Source organism: Alteribacter lacisalsi, assembly GCF_003226345.1.
Lineage (GTDB): Bacteria > Bacillota > Bacilli > Bacillales > Salisediminibacteriaceae > Alteribacter > Alteribacter lacisalsi.
Genome location: NZ_PDOF01000001.1, coordinates 1,901,191 through 1,918,099, shown reverse-complemented (window position 1 = coordinate 1,918,099; position 16,909 = coordinate 1,901,191). Strand labels below are relative to the sequence as shown.

Annotated in this window: 16 protein-coding genes, 1 other RNA gene and 1 other annotated feature; of the genes, 15 read left to right on the top strand and 2 right to left on the bottom strand. The window is 49.5% G+C overall.

Annotation, left to right across the window (positions count from 1 at the left end; translation table 11 throughout):
* Positions 1-35: 35 nt before the first annotated feature.
* From dtd to ssrS, 5 genes are all read left to right on the top strand, one after another.
* On the top strand, positions 36-479 hold the full coding sequence (dtd, locus tag CR205_RS09565; RefSeq protein WP_110518975.1) for a D-aminoacyl-tRNA deacylase: 444 nt from the start codon (positions 36-38) through the stop codon (positions 477-479).
* A gap of 146 nt (positions 480-625) precedes the next feature.
* Positions 626-802 carry a hypothetical protein gene (locus tag CR205_RS20425; RefSeq protein ID WP_201745357.1) on the top strand — a complete coding sequence of 59 codons (177 nt, stop codon included), beginning with the start codon at positions 626-628 and terminating at the stop codon, positions 800-802.
* 69 nt (positions 803-871) lie between these two features.
* Positions 872-1,140: a binding site (T-box leader), on the top strand.
* Between the two features lie 112 nt (positions 1,141-1,252).
* Positions 1,253-2,527 (top strand): histidine--tRNA ligase, encoded by a 1,275-nt coding sequence (hisS, locus tag CR205_RS09560; RefSeq protein WP_110518972.1) that lies wholly within the window; start codon positions 1,253-1,255, stop codon positions 2,525-2,527.
* A gap of 3 nt (positions 2,528-2,530) precedes the next feature.
* Complete coding sequence (gene aspS / locus CR205_RS09555; RefSeq protein WP_110518970.1) at positions 2,531-4,321, top strand: aspartate--tRNA ligase; 1,791 nt, start codon at positions 2,531-2,533, stop codon at positions 4,319-4,321.
* Between the two features lie 212 nt (positions 4,322-4,533).
* Positions 4,534-4,722, top strand: a non-coding RNA gene (gene ssrS, locus CR205_RS09550) — 6S RNA.
* 297 nt (positions 4,723-5,019) lie between these two features.
* Here ssrS and CR205_RS09545 read toward each other — a convergent pair.
* Positions 5,020-5,766: an RsfA family transcriptional regulator gene (locus CR205_RS09545; RefSeq protein ID WP_110518968.1), complete on the bottom strand. Its 747-nt coding sequence runs from the start codon at positions 5,764-5,766 to the stop codon at positions 5,020-5,022.
* 249 nt (positions 5,767-6,015) lie between these two features.
* Positions 6,016-7,344 carry an AAA family ATPase gene (locus CR205_RS09540; protein ID WP_110518966.1) on the bottom strand — a complete coding sequence of 443 codons (1,329 nt, stop codon included), beginning with the start codon at positions 7,342-7,344 and terminating at the stop codon, positions 6,016-6,018.
* Positions 7,345-7,622: 278 nt separating this feature from the next.
* Here CR205_RS09540 and CR205_RS09535 point away from each other — a divergent pair, with 278 nt between their 5' ends.
* From CR205_RS09535 to CR205_RS09490, 10 genes are all read left to right on the top strand, one after another.
* Entirely contained in the window at positions 7,623-8,270 is a 648-nt protein-coding gene (locus CR205_RS09535; RefSeq protein WP_110518964.1) for a YczE/YyaS/YitT family protein, read from the top strand.
* On the top strand, positions 8,254-8,673 hold the full coding sequence (cymR, locus tag CR205_RS09530) for a cysteine metabolism transcriptional regulator CymR (RefSeq protein ID WP_110518962.1): 420 nt from the start codon (positions 8,254-8,256) through the stop codon (positions 8,671-8,673). The genes CR205_RS09535 and cymR overlap by 17 nt, the downstream gene beginning before the upstream one ends.
* Before the next feature lie 121 nt (positions 8,674-8,794).
* Positions 8,795-9,937 (top strand): cysteine desulfurase family protein, encoded by a 1,143-nt coding sequence (locus CR205_RS09525; protein WP_110518960.1) that lies wholly within the window; start codon positions 8,795-8,797, stop codon positions 9,935-9,937.
* A gap of 21 nt (positions 9,938-9,958) precedes the next feature.
* Positions 9,959-11,047, top strand: coding sequence for a tRNA 2-thiouridine(34) synthase MnmA (mnmA, locus tag CR205_RS09520; protein ID WP_110519803.1), 1,089 nt, complete (start codon positions 9,959-9,961; stop codon positions 11,045-11,047).
* Between the two features lie 163 nt (positions 11,048-11,210).
* Positions 11,211-11,870 (top strand): tetratricopeptide repeat protein, encoded by a 660-nt coding sequence (locus tag CR205_RS09515; RefSeq protein ID WP_110518958.1) that lies wholly within the window; start codon positions 11,211-11,213, stop codon positions 11,868-11,870.
* 281 nt (positions 11,871-12,151) lie between these two features.
* Entirely contained in the window at positions 12,152-14,458 is a 2,307-nt protein-coding gene (gene recD2 / locus CR205_RS09510; protein ID WP_110518955.1) for an SF1B family DNA helicase RecD2, read from the top strand.
* Positions 14,459-14,483: 25 nt separating this feature from the next.
* Positions 14,484-14,957, top strand: a complete 474-nt coding sequence (locus CR205_RS09505; RefSeq protein ID WP_110518953.1) for a PRC-barrel domain-containing protein — start codon at positions 14,484-14,486, stop codon at positions 14,955-14,957.
* Positions 14,958-14,977: 20 nt separating this feature from the next.
* A complete protein-coding gene (locus CR205_RS09500; protein WP_110518951.1) occupies positions 14,978-15,175 on the top strand; it encodes a hypothetical protein in 198 nt (65 codons plus the stop codon).
* Between the two features lie 17 nt (positions 15,176-15,192).
* Complete coding sequence (locus CR205_RS09495) at positions 15,193-15,390, top strand: hypothetical protein (protein ID WP_110518949.1); 198 nt, start codon at positions 15,193-15,195, stop codon at positions 15,388-15,390.
* Positions 15,391-15,699: 309 nt separating this feature from the next.
* The gene (locus tag CR205_RS09490) at positions 15,700-16,788 is read left to right on the top strand and encodes an AI-2E family transporter (RefSeq protein ID WP_110518947.1); all 1,089 of its coding nucleotides are present in this window, start codon (positions 15,700-15,702) and stop codon (positions 16,786-16,788) included.
* The last annotated feature ends 121 nt before the right edge of the window (positions 16,789-16,909 follow it).

The following is a 16,909-nucleotide window of genomic DNA, read 5'->3' as shown; positions in this document are numbered from 1 at the left end:
TCCGGCCGGTTTTGTTCAGAAAGGGTGAGCTGGTTATGAAAGTTGTTGTACAGAGATCGAAAGCTGGCCGGGTTATTGCAGATGGCGAAATTTCCGGTCATATTGACCGGGGTCTCATGGTCTTAGTAGGCGTAACCCACGACGACTCGGAAGAAGACGTACGTTTCTGCGCAGACAAGGTGACCCATCTCCGCATTTTTGAAGATGACAACGGTAAAATGAACCACAGCGTACTCGATGAAGAAGGCCAGGTTCTTTCAGTCTCCCAGTTTACACTTTACGGAGATTGCCGGAAGGGGAGACGGCCGAATTTTATGAACGCTGCTAAACCTGACGAAGCAAACAGACTGTATGAGAAATTTAACGAACGGCTTCGGGATAACGGTCTCCAGGTGGAAACCGGCCGTTTCGGCGCTATGATGGATGTGGAGTTTACCAATGACGGGCCGGTCACCCTGATTGTGGACAGTAAGGAATAACACAAAATAGTTTTTTCAGCAATAGGAGGAACGCGGGAAGCAAAGACAATGTGTTATGTTCCTGTAACGATCGTGTCTCCGCCCGTCTAAAACGCCCCGTATCTGGGTAACCTATGAGAAAGGTTGACAGAGAAAGGGCGAGCGATATGCGAAGCGGACATTCCCAGAATGATAAAACGAGGCAGTCAGGACAGTTCATGAACGTGGATCTACACCGTTTTTCCGTACAGGAGGATACACGGACAAATTTTGAACTTGCCAGTGAATTCGGTCTGTCTCTCCACGATGTAAAAACGCTGAAGAAAAAGATGGGGCGGAATTAGTTTCAAACATGTTCTTGACATCGCCTCTGTCTATTCGTATGATAGATTCATCCTAATTAATGAAATACGTAAAAACCGATGACAGAGCACAGTAGTCGGGACTCCCTTTGTCCAGAGAGAAGGTGCCGCAGGCTGCAAGCACCCTCCAAAGCCCTCGATGAATGAACACTCTGTAGGTGTTTTTTTGAACGGATCGCACTGCCCCGCAGAAGGCGGCGAACCCATTAGAAAGAACCGCTATTAAATGGCGTTATTAATTGAGCGGATTCTGCGCATGCTTTTTTGAGCACGCACGATCAACTAGGGTGGTACCACGGGAGATAACTCTCGTCCCTGTACATGTTTACAGGGGCGGGAGTTTTTTGTGTTTTCAGAAGGACCTGCCTCTGCATGTGATTACTGAACGAGAAAAACAGACAGGTGCCAGGCACCTCAAAAGGAGGAAATGGAATGAAATTTAAAATTCCCCGCGGAACACAGGACATTCTGCCGGAAACGTCAGCACTTTGGCGGATCGTAGAGGCAAAAGCACACGACCTTTGCCGCAGATACAACTATAAGGAAATCCGTACACCGATGTTTGAACAGACCGAGCTTTTTGCCCGCGGTGTAGGCGACACGACCGATATTGTACAGAAAGAAATGTATACCTTTGAGGACCGGGGCGGAAGAAGCCTGACTCTTCGCCCTGAAGGAACTGCTTCTGTAGCCCGCTCCTACGCGGAAAATAAAATGCACGGATGGGCAGACCAGCCGGTGAAACTCTACTACATAGGGCCGATGTTCCGCTATGAACGCCCTCAGTCCGGCCGGATGCGGCAGTTTGTTCAGTTCGGGGTGGAGGCGATGGGGAGTGACGACCCGGCAATCGACGCCGAAGTTATTGCGCTTGCCATGAACTTTTATCAGGAACTCGGCCTTAAGGGATTGAAACTGGTCATAAACAGCCTTGGTGACAAGGACAGCCGTGACGCTCACCGAACGGCTCTTGTGAACCACTTCAAGCCAAGAATCACTGAATTCTGCACCGACTGCCAGCAGCGTCTTGAAAGCAATCCGCTCAGAATCCTTGACTGTAAAAAGGACCGTGACCACGAACTGATGGCATCGGCACCTTCCATTCTTGATTACCTGAGCGAGGAATCGGCAGCTTATTTTTCAAACGTCCAGCAATATCTTGAAGCGATGAAGATTCCTTTTACAATCGATTCCGGACTCGTTAGAGGACTGGATTACTATAACAGTACAGCCTTTGAAATAATGCTTGAGGGAGAGGGCTTTGGTGCCATCACCACACTCATGGGCGGCGGCCGCTACAACGGTCTTGTTGAAGACCTCGGCGGGCCGGAAACACCGGGAATTGGTTTTGCGTTAAGCCTCGAGCGTCTGCTTATGGCTCTCGAAACGCAGGGTATTGCTCTTCCGGTTGAAGAGAGCCTTGATGCTTACCTGATCACAATGGGTGAGGTGGCAAAGTCACACGCACCGGCTCTTCTTCACAGGCTGCGCGGAGAAGGCATCACCGTTGACGGTGATTACATGAACAAGAAAATGAAAGCCCAGTTCAAGGCAGCTGACCGTCAGAACGCCACCTTTACTCTCGTCCTCGGTGACGATGAACTGGAGAACGGAACTGTGGTATTAAAGAACCTTGAAACAGGCGGGCAGGAGAACATTCCGGTCGAACAGGCAATTGAAAAGCTGAAAGCAGAGAGAGGAGCATAAACCATGACAGCACGTACACATAAATGCGGTGAAGTATTGGAAGGACTGATTGGACAGCGCGTCCGTCTGAAGGGGTGGGTGAAAAAACGCCGGGATCTCGGACAGGTGATCTTCGTTGATCTTCGTGATCGCTCCGGTTTCGTCCAAATCGTGTTCAACGGCGAGAAAGAACCGGAAACATTTCAGGCTGGCGAGAAGGTAAGAAACGAATACGTGATCGAAGTTGAAGGAGAAGTTCTTGAGCGGGACGCCCAGAACGTGAACGACAAGATCGAAACCGGAAAAGTAGAGGTCATGGTAGACGATGTTAAAATACTGAATGCTGCCAAAGGTCTGCCGTTTGTAATTGAGGACACTGTGGACGTTTCAGAGGACGTGCGCCTGAAGTACCGTTACCTTGACCTGCGCCGTCCTAAGATGCAGGAAACCATGGATCTCCGTCATAAAACAACGAAGTTCATCCGGGACTACCTCGATGAAGAGACGTTTATGGAGATTGAAACACCGATGCTGACGAAAAGTACGCCGGAAGGGGCAAGAGATTACCTCGTCCCGTCCCGTGTACACCACGGTCAATTTTATGCTCTTCCTCAGTCCCCGCAACTGTTCAAACAGCTATTAATGGTTTCAGGATTTGAGCGGTACTATCAGGTAGCACGCTGCTTCCGTGACGAAGATCTCCGTGCTGACCGCCAGCCGGAGTTCACTCAGGTGGATATCGAAGCGAGCTTCATGGAAAAAGAAGACCTTCTTACCATGATGGAAGATATGATGACAAAGCTCGTTGAAAAAGTAAAAGGGGCCAAAGTGGAAAAACCGTTTGCGCGCCTGACTTATGACGAAGCCATGAACCGGTACGGATCCGATAAGCCGGACACTCGCTACGGCATGGAGCTTACAGATGTGTCCGGAATTGTGAAAAACAGCGGGTTCAAGGTGTTTGCTTCAACAGTTGAAAAAGGCGGTGTCGTCAAAGGGATCAGCCTCAAAGGTGCTGCTGACCAGTACTCCCGTAAAGATCTGGATGGCCTCGGATCCTTTGTGGAAGTTTACGGTGCGAAAGGGCTGGCATGGCTGAAAGTGGAAGAAGGCGAGGAACTGAAAGGTCCGATCGCCAAATTCTTCAGCGATGAGGAGAAAGCATCGGTAATCGAAGCATTTGAAGCCGAAGCCGGAGATGTTCTTTTCTTCGTAGCAGACAAAATTCGTGTAGCCTGGGACAGTCTTGGTGCTCTTCGCCAGAAATTCGCCCGTGAGCACGATCTGATTGACCATTCAAAATATAACTTCCTGTGGGTAACAGAATTCCCGCTTCTCGGCTACGATGAAGAGGAAGACCGTTACGTAGCAGAGCACCATCCATTTACACGCCCGGTTGCTGAGGACGAGGAAAAGCTTGAAAGCGAACCGCAGAATGTTCGTGCAGAAGCATATGACCTTGTTCTGAACGGATATGAACTCGGAGGCGGATCTCAGCGTATATACGAGCGTAAACTGCAGGAAAAAATGTTTTCGGCCCTCGGCTTCTCTGATGAAGAAGCAAAGAGCCAGTTCGGATTCCTGCTCGATGCGTTCGAGTACGGCACACCGCCGCACGGTGGAATTGCGCTCGGTCTTGACCGGCTTGTCATGATTCTCGCCGGCCGAAGCAATCTGCGGGATACCATTGCATTCCCGAAAACAGCAAGCGCCAGCTGCCTGCTTACAAAGGCACCTTCAGAAGTAAGCAGTGCACAATTGGAAGAATTGAACCTGAACGTTCTTCCTAAAAAGAAAACAGAAGAAGGCGAATAACAGCCTATAATCACCCCGGGGATTCTGCCCGGGGTTTTATTTTGCTTCCCACATTGCTTCAGCAGCCACCGGCCGTGGATTTGGAGCCGAGTCACAAAAGAAAAGAGAGAAAAACTTATAAAAAAATTAAATATTACGTTTATTCATAAGAAAAAGGGGTACACATATACTAAGACAAAGATTAAATCTCTTATTTTAAAGGTTTAATCATAAGGATCCTAGATTGCTCGTGAAGACTCTATTGCTTGAGCCAACACATCAACATAGGGAGCTCTACCGTTCTTGTCCTGAGAACAGGCCTCAACAGCATCCGGAGGAAGTTTGATGGGAAAGACAGAGCACCCACCTGCCAGCGCAGGTTCAACGCAAGAGGATTAAGCAACGGCACTACCGGGATCCTTAATACTTACCTAACCTTATCGCCCGTCTCCAACTTGGAGGCGGGATTTTTATGTTTACAGCGAATCATGATTCCACTGTTCTGCTGCTGACTTTGCTTTCTGCGGGAGAAGATAGTGGTTACGTGACCTAACGCAGGATGCTGATGACATTATACGTTCCTAATCAGCAAGCGGCTGAGCTGAACTCGGTTACCTGCCGGAAATACTGCAGCCGGGCGGTTGTTTTTCATAACTGGGCTTTGACTGCATAAAAACATATAAAAACACGCCGCCGTAATACAGGCAGCGTGATTGTATTTATTTTGCTATTTTCTCCAGATTACCGTTTTTGTCCATTTTGAATGCAGGTGCTGCACGTTCCTCGCTGTCTTCCTCTTCGAGAAGCGCCATTCGCCGTGCCCGGTTCATAATCTGGATAATGGACTGATAGTCTTCTTCTACTACTTTATGTTCCTGTTCTAATTCCTTCAGTTTCTCCTCGAGTTCGGAAACTCTGCGGTTCAGCCTGTCATTTTCCCTTACCAGACGATCATTTTCCACTTTGGCTGTGGCTGACATATAGTTGTTCTGTGCGAGACGCTCAAGAAATTCGATTACATCCGTAAGGTTGAGCTCGCGCCTGCGGGCTGTTAACGGCGAGGTTACAGAAGGTGATACAGCAATTTCTTCCGCAGCTTCGGTCGTCACAGATTCGGAAACAGCAGGCTGGTAAACAGGTTCTGCTTCAAAAACAGGCTCTTCATGATAGGCAGGCGCTGCAGGAACTGGAGCCTGAACGCGGTTTGCGGAAGCGGGCCTCGCTTCATTAGCCTGACGGCGCTTGCGTTCCTTACGGTGCTTCTTTGCTAGTTTGATTGCATCATCGTATTTATTGCGGACAACCGCATTCCAGCGGAAACCACATGCAGCAGAGGTCCGGTTTAATGCATCTCCAACCTCGTCAAAAGCGTTAAGTTGTGTACTTCCTTCACGAATATGTCTGAGCACAGTTTCGGCCAGCAGAAGATCATCTTCCTGCGACCAGGCATCTTGTCTTACTTTCATCTTTACACGATCCTTTCTCGATTAAGAATGATAACTTACTCCTAACATGGACACAAAGATCAGGAAATATACCAGACTTTCGTAAAAATACTAGCTTTATCCAGTTCCTGAGAGGTTTTCACTAGTTTAGGAACCTTAAAAGAACAGGGGCGCCAATAAAAAAATCCTAAAAAAGGTGCCGCCGGATTTTCCGGGACACCTTTGCTTTATTATGAATGTAATCCTTTTTCCACGCCTTATTAATACCGGCTACTTCTCTTTTTTCTTCCGGTCTTCAAAGTAATCCAGCCGCTTGCGCACCGTTTTTTCATAGCCGTTATCCGAAGGTGAATAGAACGATTTTTTCATCAGATGATCCGGCATATACTGCTGGGGAACGTAGTGATTCTCGTAATGATGAGGGTATTTGTACCCTTCCCCGTGGCCGAGTTTTGAGGCCCCTTTATAGTGAGCGTCCCGCAAGTGCACAGGGACGTCACCTTTCTTTTCCTTTTCAACTGCGGCCAGGGCAGCATCAATACCGGTGATGACCGCGTTGCTTTTAGGTGCTGTGGCAAGATAAAGTGCAGCCTCTGCCAGCGGAATACGGGCTTCTGGAAGACCGACAAATTCAACGGCATTTGCTGCAGCCTGTGCGATGAGCAGAGCGTTTGGATCAGCCAGACCAATATCTTCGGCAGCGTGAACATAAAGTCTTCTGGCAATGAACTTCGCATCTTCACCGGCATAGATCATTTTTGCGAGCCAGTAAAGAGCCGCATCCGGATCGGAGCCTCTGATACTTTTAATGAAGGCAGACACGGTGTCGTAATGGTTGTCTCCCTGTTTGTCGTAGTGGACAACTCGTTTCTGAATTGAGGCTTCAGCAACGTCCAGATCAATGACAATTCGTCCCTTTTCATCAGGATCGGTTGTAAGAACCGCCAGTTCAAGGGCATTGAGAACGGTTCGGGCATCTCCGTCTGCAACGTGAACGAGATGATCTCTCGCTTCTTTTATCAGATTGATATCGTACTCGCCGAATCCCCGTTCTTTATCTTTTAGCGCCCGGTCAATTACGTTTCCAATTTCCCGGTCACCCAGGGAGGAGAGGCGGAATAATCGGGAGCGGGAGATGAGGGCAGGGTTCACCTCAAACATGGGATTCTCTGTTGTTGCGCCGATCAGGATGACAGTTCCGTCTTCGACAAAGGGAAGAAGAGCGTCCTGCTGCCCTTTGTTGAACCGGTGAATCTCATCTATGAAAAGAATCGTTTTTACGGACTCGTATTTCAGACGGTCCTTTGCCCGTTCAACGATTTCACGGACATCCTTAATCCCGGCGCTGACGGCATTCAATTGTTCAAAACGGGCGGAAGTCGTGTTGGCAATGACCTGTGCAAGGGTTGTTTTCCCGGTTCCGGGAGGCCCATGGAAAATCATGGCACTCAGCCGGTCGGCTTCGATTGCCCGGCGAAGAAGAGTACCTTCACCAATGATCTCTTCCTGCCCGGCAACTTCATCGATCGTACGCGGCCGCATACGGGAGGCAAGAGGTCCTTTCGGGCGTTTGTCTTTTGGATAATCAAATAAATCCACAGAAGGTATCCTCCTTTTTATAGTTTGTCAATTTTTATCTATTTAAGCTGAGTTTTTGTCTGAGTCAGGCTATACAGCATAGCTGAAACCAAACCATTGCATTATGTCCGTTTCCCCGTTAAAATGCTAATGGCTGAGTGTGTGCAGAAGAACACTCTGATCATATCACGAATGAGATTTGCTGAACATTTATGTGCTATAATAATGGCAGATTGCACGCAGATGCACACCGGATGCCGGTATAATAGTTTGAAAACACACAGCAGAGGAGATTGCCCGTGACGAGATTTTACCCGAGAGAACAGCTACTATTCCGGTGGGCGGTCTACGTTCTCGGCTTATTGGTAATGAGTCTTGGTATTGCCCTGATTATCCGTGCCGATCTTGGCGCGTCTCCATGGGACGTTCTTCATATCGGCCTGAACATGCAGTTTGGCCTGACGATTGGAACATGGACGATTATTATGGGATTTTTTATGCTCATTACGGCTACGATGTTAACGAAGGAATGGCCTCAGACCGGCGCCTATTTAAATATGGTCCTGGTCGGAGTGTTTGTTGATATTCACCTGCTTCTTATCAGTACGCCTGCGGGGATCGCTCCACAAAGCGCCATGCTTGTTACCGGAATTCTGATGATGGGATTCGGCATTGGTATTTATATATGCCCGCGCTGCGGGGCGGGACCGAGGGACAGTTTTATGCTCGCCGTGTCTGAAAGGACAGGGATGACTGTTTCCCGGGTAAGAGGTCTGATGGAACTGACGGTCCTTGGCGCCGGCTGGTTCCTTGGGGGACCGGTATTTATTGGAACGATCCTGTTCAGTCTGACCATCGGGCACGTAACAGGAAAGAGCCTGGCATTTTGTCAGGGCTGGATGGACCGAAGAATGGAAAGAGGGATCACTGTTGAAAATATCCACTAAAGGCAGATACGGCCTGACAATCATGATGGCTCTTGCCAAGAAGTACGGCGAAGGGCCGATTTCATTAAAGTCGATTGCAAAAGATCATAAACTATCCGAGCATTATCTTGAACAACTCATTGCGCCGCTTCGGAATGCCCAGCTTGTAAAGAGTGTCCGTGGAGCATACGGAGGCTACATGCTGGCAAAGGAGCCGAAGGAAATAACCGCAGGAGATATCATCCGCGTACTGGAAGGGCCGATAAGTCCGGTGGAAGTGGTAGATGATGAGGAACCGGCCAAAAGGGATCTCTGGATCAGGATCCGTGATGCGGTTAAAGAGGTGCTTGACAGTACTACACTGGACGATCTGGCAAATTACAAGGACCAGGGCGATCAGGAATACTATATGTTTTATATTTGACTGAAAAAGAACGGATGTGCCGCGAGTAAGTGAGGCCCGCAGGAAACAGGCGCCCTCACTTTTGTTCTGTCCACAAGGAACCTTCCCACGGCTTTCCTTCTTATATAAAGAGGTGAACGAATTGAAACGGATTTACCTGGATCACGCAGCCACATCTCCTGTGGCACCTGAAGTAGTAGAAGCGATGCGCCCTTATTACGAAGATGTTTTCGGAAACCCGTCCAGTATTCATCATTTCGGACGGGAGGCAAGAAGGGGGCTTGATGCATCCAGAGAAACGATCGCCCATGCGATCAACGCCAGATTTGATGAAATTGTTTTTACGAGCGGGGGAACGGAAGCGGACAATCTGGCTGTCATCGGTTATGCAACAGCCAACCAGGACCTTGGCAGACATCTGATCACAACCAGTGTGGAGCATCACGGCATTCTCCATGCGTTCAGACATCTTGAAACGCTCGGGTTTGACGTGACCTATCTCCCTGTGGATGAGCAGGGAAGGATCACGGCAGTTCAGGTTGAGGAAGCACTGCGGGAAGATACCACTGTTGTTTCCGTAATGTATGGCAATAATGAGGCAGGCACCGTTCAGCCCATAGAAGAAATCGGTGAACTGCTGAAAGACCATCAGGCAGTTTTCCACTCCGATGCGGTCCAGGCGTTCGGCCTGGCAGACATCGATGTAAAGAAACTGGGTGTTCAGCTGCTCAGTGTTTCGGCCCACAAGATTAACGGTCCTAAAGGGATTGGTTTTCTTTATATACAGAACGGCCTGACTGTAAGCCCTGGTCTCTTCGGCGGCGAACAGGAGCGGAAACGCCGCGCGGGAACAGAAAACGTGGCAGCAGCAGCGGGGATGAAGCGGGCTGTGGAACTGGCTCTTGATAAACGTGAAGAACGGTTTGCTCAATACGAACGGTATTGCAATATCATGATTGATATTTTTACCCGGAAAGAACTTGATTTTCAGGTGAACGGCAGCCGGGAACATTCCCTGCCGCACATTCTGAATGTGAGCTTTCCAGGAGCAAACGTGGAGTCAATGCTCACCAATCTCGACATCGCCGGGATTGCCGCTTCGAGCGGTTCGGCATGCACAGCCGGTTCGATCGAGCCTTCCCACGTGCTGAGTGCCATGTTTACGGACGATCCGGAACGAAGCCGCTCGGCTGTTCGTTTCAGCTTCGGAGAAGGCCTGTCAGAAGAAGATGTGAAAACAGCAGCAGAGAGGACCGCTGCGATCGTCGCACGACTCGTGAAATAACAGGAGGTGGAAATCGTGACGATGGAAACAAAAGCACCGCAAGACACCCGGGTAATCGTCGGGATGTCCGGAGGAGTCGATTCCTCTGTGGCCGCCTGGATGCTTAAAGAGCAGGGATACGACGTGATCGGCATTTTTATGAAAAACTGGGACGATACGGATGAAAATGGCGTATGTACTGCAACGACTGATTACGAAGATGTGATACGCGTATGCAACCAGCTTGATATTCCGTATTACGCCGTGAACTTTGAAAAACAGTATTGGGATAAAGTGTTCACCTATTTTCTGAATGAATATAAAGCCGGCAGGACACCGAATCCGGACGTGATGTGCAATAAGGAAATAAAATTCCGGGCTTTTCTTGATCATGCCCTGTCCCTTGGGGCCGATTATCTGGCAACAGGCCACTATGCACGTGTAGAGAGGGATGAAAACGGGGTTAAAATGCTCAGGGGTGTGGACAGCAACAAAGACCAGACCTATTTTTTAAATGCCCTGACCCAGGAACAATTGAAGCACGTGATGTTCCCTCTTGGGGAAATTGAAAAGCCGCGCGTGAGGGAGCTGGCCAATGAAGCCGGTCTTGCTACTGCCGGAAAAAAGGATTCTACCGGAATCTGCTTTATCGGTGAGCGGAATTTCAAGGAATTTCTGAGCGAATTTCTTCCCGCTCAGCCGGGCAACATGGAAACCCCTGAGGGGGAAGTGAAAGGCCGCCACGACGGGCTCATGTATTATACGCTCGGGCAGCGCCAGGGACTTGGCATTGGCGGAGCCGGAGAACCGTGGTTCGTAGTGGGAAAAGACCTTGACCGCAATGTTCTTCTTGTCGGACAGGGGTATCACCATCCGGAGCTGTATTCCAACGGCCTGACTGCCGTTCAGCTTAACTGGATTGAACCCCCGGCAGAAAGGCATTTTACGTGTACGGCAAAGTTCCGGTACCGTCAGGCCGATCAGCCTGTTACAGTGGAACTTGATGAATCAGGAGGCGCAAGGGTCATGTTTGATGAGCCACAGCGCGCCATTACACCAGGGCAGGCAGTCGTGTTTTACGATGGGGATGTCTGCCTTGGGGGCGGTACGATTGAGGAAGTCGTGAAATAATAATGTTTATGGAAAGCTTTTGCAGTAGCAAAAGCCGTTAATGGTCAAAAAAAATAAAAATGCCGCAAATAAAAGGCAGGAATGCATTCCGATGCTTTCCTGCCGGATCTTTTTAGTGTGCAGCGGCACACATCGACAATTTTTCAGGGAGAGTGCATCACGAATGGATAAAAATCAACTGGCAGTAAAAGAAATGCAGGAAGGTGATCTCGAGGCGGCAGCGAAACTGTTAAATGAAGCCATCGAGGAAAACCCGCAGGATCCGGTAGCCTATACGAATTTCGGTAATCTGCTGGCAGCAGTAAAAGAAGAGGACAAGGCGCTCCGATTTTTCAACAAAGCGATTGCCCTTGACGGGGAAACGGCTGCAGCTCATTACGGAAAAGGCAATATCTTTTTCAACCAGGACGATTTCGATAAAGCAATCGACGCCTATCAGACAGCCCTTGCACAGGGACTGCAGCAGGCAGACGTCTATTACATGCTCGGCTTCAGTTACTATCAGAAGGGCGATATGTCCCGCGCACTGCCAAGTCTTCAGCGTTCGGCAGAACTGAATCCCGAGGACGTAGACGCACTGTTCTACTACGCCCTCACCCTCGCACAGCTCGAACTGGTCGATCAGGCTGTGGAGGCGTTTGAAGACGTCCTGAAAGTTGATCCACACCATGCGGACAGCTTCTTTAACCTGGGTGTTGCCTATGCTTATAAGGAGCAGGGGGAAAAAGCGATCGAGATGTTTGATAAGGCTCTTGCCATTCAGCCGGATCACGTATTGAGTCATAACGGCAAGCGCCAGATTGAAGAACAGCTCAAGCAATAGTAAAAAATGTTTTCGGATAGATTATTGCTTTTCGTAACAAGTAATTATGAAGCGGAAGGTGGCGACTCCAGCGATGAGCGTATGCTTCACGAATAAGCTGCGAGTTGCTTCGACGCACTTCTCTTCGAAGGGTATGCAGGAAGAGGAAGAAGCAGGAATTTTCCCGAGGAGGCTGAAGCGATGCCCGCGGAAGGCGTCCGCCTGCAGCGTAATAAAACAACAATCGTTACGAAAAAGCTTAGATAATAATTATCTACAATATATAACAGGGCGGTTTTGCCATGACCGGAACAGAGGAGACCAATCAGGCGAATCATGTAAAAGGAGAGCTTCTTCATCTGATTTACCACAATGAAGAATCTCTGTATACCGTTGCGAAGATCAAGGTGATCGACACGAGCCTTGATCTTTCGGAGCGGGAATTGACCGTTGTGGGAATTCTGCCCAAACCGGATCAGGATGTGACTTACCTTTTTCACGGCGAAATGAAGGAGCACCCCCGTTTTGGCCGACAGTTTAAGGCGGATCAGGTGAGAAAGGAAGTTCCCCAGACTAAACAGGGCATCGTCCATTACCTGTCCAGCGAGCGCTTTCCAGGCATCGGTCTTAAAACGGCCGAAAAGATTGTTGATGAGCTAGGGGATAACGCCCTGAGTGCGATTCTTGCTGATAAAGCCGTACTTGAGCGGGTGGACGGGCTGAAGCAGGACAAAGCGGACAGCATCTATAAAGTACTTCTTGAGGAACAGGGTGTGGAGCAGGTTCTGTTAAAGCTGTACGATTACGGTTTCGGTCTGCAGCTGGCGATGAAGGTATACCAGGCGTACAAGCTTGATGCTATGCGTATTATGGAAGAAAATCCCTACCAGATGATCGAAGATGTGGAGGGAATCGGTTTTGCCAAAGCGGATGCGATCGGTCAGCACCAGGGCCTCACCGGCAGCCACCCGGACAGGATAAAAGCAGCTGTTTTTTACGTTCTGACGGAGCAGTCCATGAATAGCGGACACGTGTATACACCGACGCAGAATGTCATTCTTGAATCCCAGAGACTGTTAACCGGTCCCGAGCGTGTCAGTGAGGACGATATCGCGGCCTGTATGATTGAAATGGGAGAAGAGCAGAAAGTGATGGTCGAAGAAGACCGAATGTACTTAAAGACCCTGTATTTTGCCGAAAAAGGGATCGTCACCAACCTTCACCGACTCATCAGCAGAGGGAAATCTGTTGAGGAATTTCCGGAATCGGAATTTTTAAAAGCGCTCGGAAAGACGGAAGAGTCGCTGGGAATCGAATATGCCGATTCCCAGAAAGAAGCGATCCGGACCGCTCTTTCTTCTGGTGTGACTGTTTTGACCGGCGGTCCCGGAACGGGGAAAACGACGGTCATAAACGGACTTGTGGAAGTGTACGGCAGGCTCAAGGGCCTGTCGGTCAATCCGGATGATTATAAAAAAGACGCCCAGTTCCCGGTAATTCTTGCTGCTCCGACCGGGCGTGCCGCCAAACGGATGAGCGAGTCAACAGGCCTGCCGGCATCCACTATCCACAGGCTGCTCGGCTTTAAAGGATCGCAGGATGATTTTGAATACGGGGAACACCATCAGCTCGAAGGCAGTCTGATCATTCTCGATGAAATGTCCATGGTGGACACATGGCTTTGCAATCAGCTGTTAAAGGCGGTACCAGATGACATGCAGGTGCTGTTTGTGGGTGATGAAGACCAGCTCCCATCTGTTGGGCCTGGTCAGATCCTCAGTGACATCCTTGAAGCAGGGATTGTACCAGCTGTCCAGCTGACTGCCATTTTCAGGCAGGCGGAAGGCTCGAGTATTATTACGTTTTCCCACGATATAAAAGAGGGCCGGAAACTGTCGGCAGAGGAGTCTGCCGGCAGCGACTTGCGGTTTTTCCCTTGCGGGCCGCTCCAGGTGCCTGATGCGGTCCGGCAGATCTGTCAAAAGGCGGTAGAGCGTGGATACACCGCCCGTGATATTCAGGTGCTTGCCCCGATGTACAGAGGAGATGCCGGCGTGACGGCACTCAACCAGATGCTTCAGGAACTGTTCAATCCTTCGAAAGAGCAGAAGCGTGAAGTGGCCTTTGGTGATGTTGCTTACCGCCATGGAGATATGGTACTTCAGCTCGTGAATAACCCGGAGGAACATGTGTACAACGGGGACCGGGGTGAAATTGTGGCGATCTTTCTGCCTAAGGAAACAGAGCAGAATGAAACGATGATTGTGATTTCCTTTGACGGAATTGAGGTTTCGTATTCAAAGAGTGATCTGAATCAGATAACGCACGCTTACTGCTGTTCGATCCACAAATCCCAGGGAAGTGAGTTTCCGATCGTAGTGATGCCGGTAATCCGCAATTACGCACGGATGCTCAGAAAGAACCTGATCTATACCGGGGTTACGCGGGCAAAGGACTTTCTGCTTCTCTGCGGTGACTGGCGTGCATTGGAGTACGCTGTAGGCAGGGATGACGACCTGGTCAGGAATACAACGCTTTGCGATAAGCTTAAACAGGCATTTATGGAAGGGACTCACCAGCATGAGAAGACGGGTGTTGCCAAAGACTAAGAGTGTTCGAAAGGTGTGATGCCCTTTGCGGACATTTCAAAAGGTCAGGGGAACACCCGTCTTTTCTCTTGAGAACGGCCGCCGGATCGGACAGGTCAGCGATATCTTCGTGAACAGTGACGGGGCAGTCGCAGGGTTCTGGGTAACGAGCCGCCGCTGGTGGAGCCGCCGAAGGTTTTTAGCTCTTTCAGCTATAGACCGAAAGGACATGTCAGGCTTTTTTGTAAAAAAAGAGGGGGACCTGACGTCTTCCGATGGCGAAGATCACCGGTTTCATGACGGCAGAAATCATCTGTTCGGCAAGCTTCTGGCCATTGACGATGGCAGCGTCGCGGGACTGCTGGAGGATGTATATTTTCTCGATGAATCGGGCACGATTGTAGGGTATGAAGTGACCTGCGGGTTCTTTTCGGACCTTTCTGAAGGGCGGCATGTGTTTAAAACATCCGTCCCGCTGAAGGTTGAAAAAGACCGGCTGGTGCTACGGACGTACCGTTAAAGTGTCTGGAGGAGAGCAAAATGATGCGTTGCCCGAACTGCAAAAGCAAGGATATCGGAAAGATTGGCGCGAACCAGTTTTACTGCTGGGGCTGCTTTATCGAACTGACCCTGTCTAATGGAAGGCTGTCGCTGCATCAAGTGGAATCGGACGGAACACTGAGTTCCCTAGATGACCTCTTTGCAGAAGAAGAACGTCGTGTCAATTCAGACTTCTGACTGGTGGTGACAGACGAATGAGAACGCTCAGTTTAATGGCCATCGGTGCAGGGGCAGCCTATTATGCCATGACGATGGACAAAAAAACAAAAAAACGCTGGAAAAAGCGGATCGATAACGTGAACTTTCTGGAGGAGTTTGACCTGGACGATATTATGCCAACCAAACGCCAGATGAAGCGTTACCGTAGAAGAGTAAAACGAGCTATCTCGTAACGGCAATGCTGAGGTTTTGTTCCTCAGCGGTGCCGGAACCGCCGGCCGGGTTCCCTGTATGGGCGTCCGGCCGGTTTTGCTTATTTTGGGAGTTAAGAACGATAAACTGGCGCTAAGGACGATAAGTCCGCCACAAAGACGATAAGGAAATAATAAGAACGGGAAGGAAATAATAAGGTCGCTTAGGAAATAATAAGAACGGTAAGGAAATAATAAGCACACCTATGAGTTAACTAACGCACTGCCTGCCCCGCTTTCTGGTTAAAATATCCCATCAGAGCGCACGCTAGGAAACAGGAGGTGGGTGTGGTGAGAGAAGGACTGGTCCGCCGGCTGCTTCAGCTCGGTATTATTCTCCTTGTTTTGATGATTGCAGCAATTGTTTACATCATGTTTGAAGCCACGAGCGGTCTCTGGCTTAAAGCGGCGCGCATTCTGCTCCCCTTTATCGTGGCTGTGTTTCTGACATATCTTCTCCATCCTGCTGTGGAATGGCTCGATTACAAAGGGATTAGACGCCCATATTCGATCCTGCTTATTTTTGGTGTGTTTACAGGTGCGTTTTTACTCGCCGTCGTAAAAGCGACCCCCTACCTGATTGCCGAAGGAAAAGATCTGCTGGAAGAACTGCCGGTTCTGGCAAACACATATAGAGAATGGGTTTCAGATTTTCACACACGCACAGCCTGGCTTCCCGATAACTTTCAGGCAAAAGCGGAAGCCTGGCTTGAACGGGGCGAAGCGCTTACGGCTGACCTCATCCTCGGTCTTGTGAATCTGCTAAGGACTATCTGGGATTTAATGTTTCTCATCATTGTCATTCCCTTTATCGTTTTTTATCTGCTGAAGGACATCAGGCTCATCTACAAAGTAATCTGGTACTTTACACCGGAAAAGTGGCGGGCGGAAGGAAAGCAGCTTATAACGGATGTGGATGAATCACTTGGGAATTATATCAGGGGGCAGCTCCTAGTCTGTATTGGGGTTGGTCTAGTCTCTTTTGCAGGATTCTGGCTCATTGGCCTTCCATATGCCTCTCTGATCGCAGCGTTTGTCGCTCTGACTAATATCATTCCTTACTTCGGACCAATCATCGGTGCCGTACCGGCAGTTGCTGTGGCCCTCACAGAGGACGTGAATCTGGTATTTCTGGTCATCGGAGTGATCTTTGTGGTTCAGATGATCGAAGGGAATGTGCTGGCCCCCCTCATTGTGGGACGTTCGCTTCACATGCACCCGGTTCTGATTATTTTTGCATTGGTAGTAGGAGGCGAGCTGGCCGGAATCCTAGGACTGATCGTCGCTGTACCTCTTCTCGCTGTGGCAAAAGTCTTTATTATCCACATCAGAAAGCTGATCAGGGACAAACGGCCGCCTGTCGACCACGACCCTTATTGACAACGGCGGCCCGGCTTTCTATAATAAGAGCAGACAACCTTAAATGAAAAATTGGTGAAGGAACAGAAACGTCAAAGCCCATCTGCCAGAGAGAATCCCCAATAGGCTGAAAGGGATTCAG

Excerpts from the sequence above, each read along its gene's own strand:
- dtd (WP_110518975.1), top strand. The coding sequence starts at position 36 with ATGAAAGTTGTTGTACAGAGATCGAAAGCTGGCCGGGTTATTGCAGAT.
- CR205_RS20425 (WP_201745357.1), top strand. The coding sequence starts at position 626 with ATGCGAAGCGGACATTCCCAGAATGATAAAACGAGGCAGTCAGGACAG.
- hisS (WP_110518972.1), top strand. The coding sequence starts at position 1,253 with ATGAAATTTAAAATTCCCCGCGGAACACAGGACATTCTGCCGGAAACG.
- aspS (WP_110518970.1), top strand. The coding sequence starts at position 2,531 with ATGACAGCACGTACACATAAATGCGGTGAAGTATTGGAAGGACTGATT.
- CR205_RS09545 (WP_110518968.1), bottom strand. The coding sequence starts at position 5,766 with ATGAAAGTAAGACAAGATGCCTGGTCGCAGGAAGATGATCTTCTGCTG.
- mnmA (WP_110519803.1), top strand. The coding sequence starts at position 9,959 with ATGGAAACAAAAGCACCGCAAGACACCCGGGTAATCGTCGGGATGTCC.
- CR205_RS09515 (WP_110518958.1), top strand. The coding sequence starts at position 11,211 with ATGGATAAAAATCAACTGGCAGTAAAAGAAATGCAGGAAGGTGATCTC.
- recD2 (WP_110518955.1), top strand. The coding sequence starts at position 12,152 with ATGACCGGAACAGAGGAGACCAATCAGGCGAATCATGTAAAAGGAGAG.
- CR205_RS09500 (WP_110518951.1), top strand. The coding sequence starts at position 14,978 with ATGATGCGTTGCCCGAACTGCAAAAGCAAGGATATCGGAAAGATTGGC.
- CR205_RS09495 (WP_110518949.1), top strand. The coding sequence starts at position 15,193 with ATGAGAACGCTCAGTTTAATGGCCATCGGTGCAGGGGCAGCCTATTAT.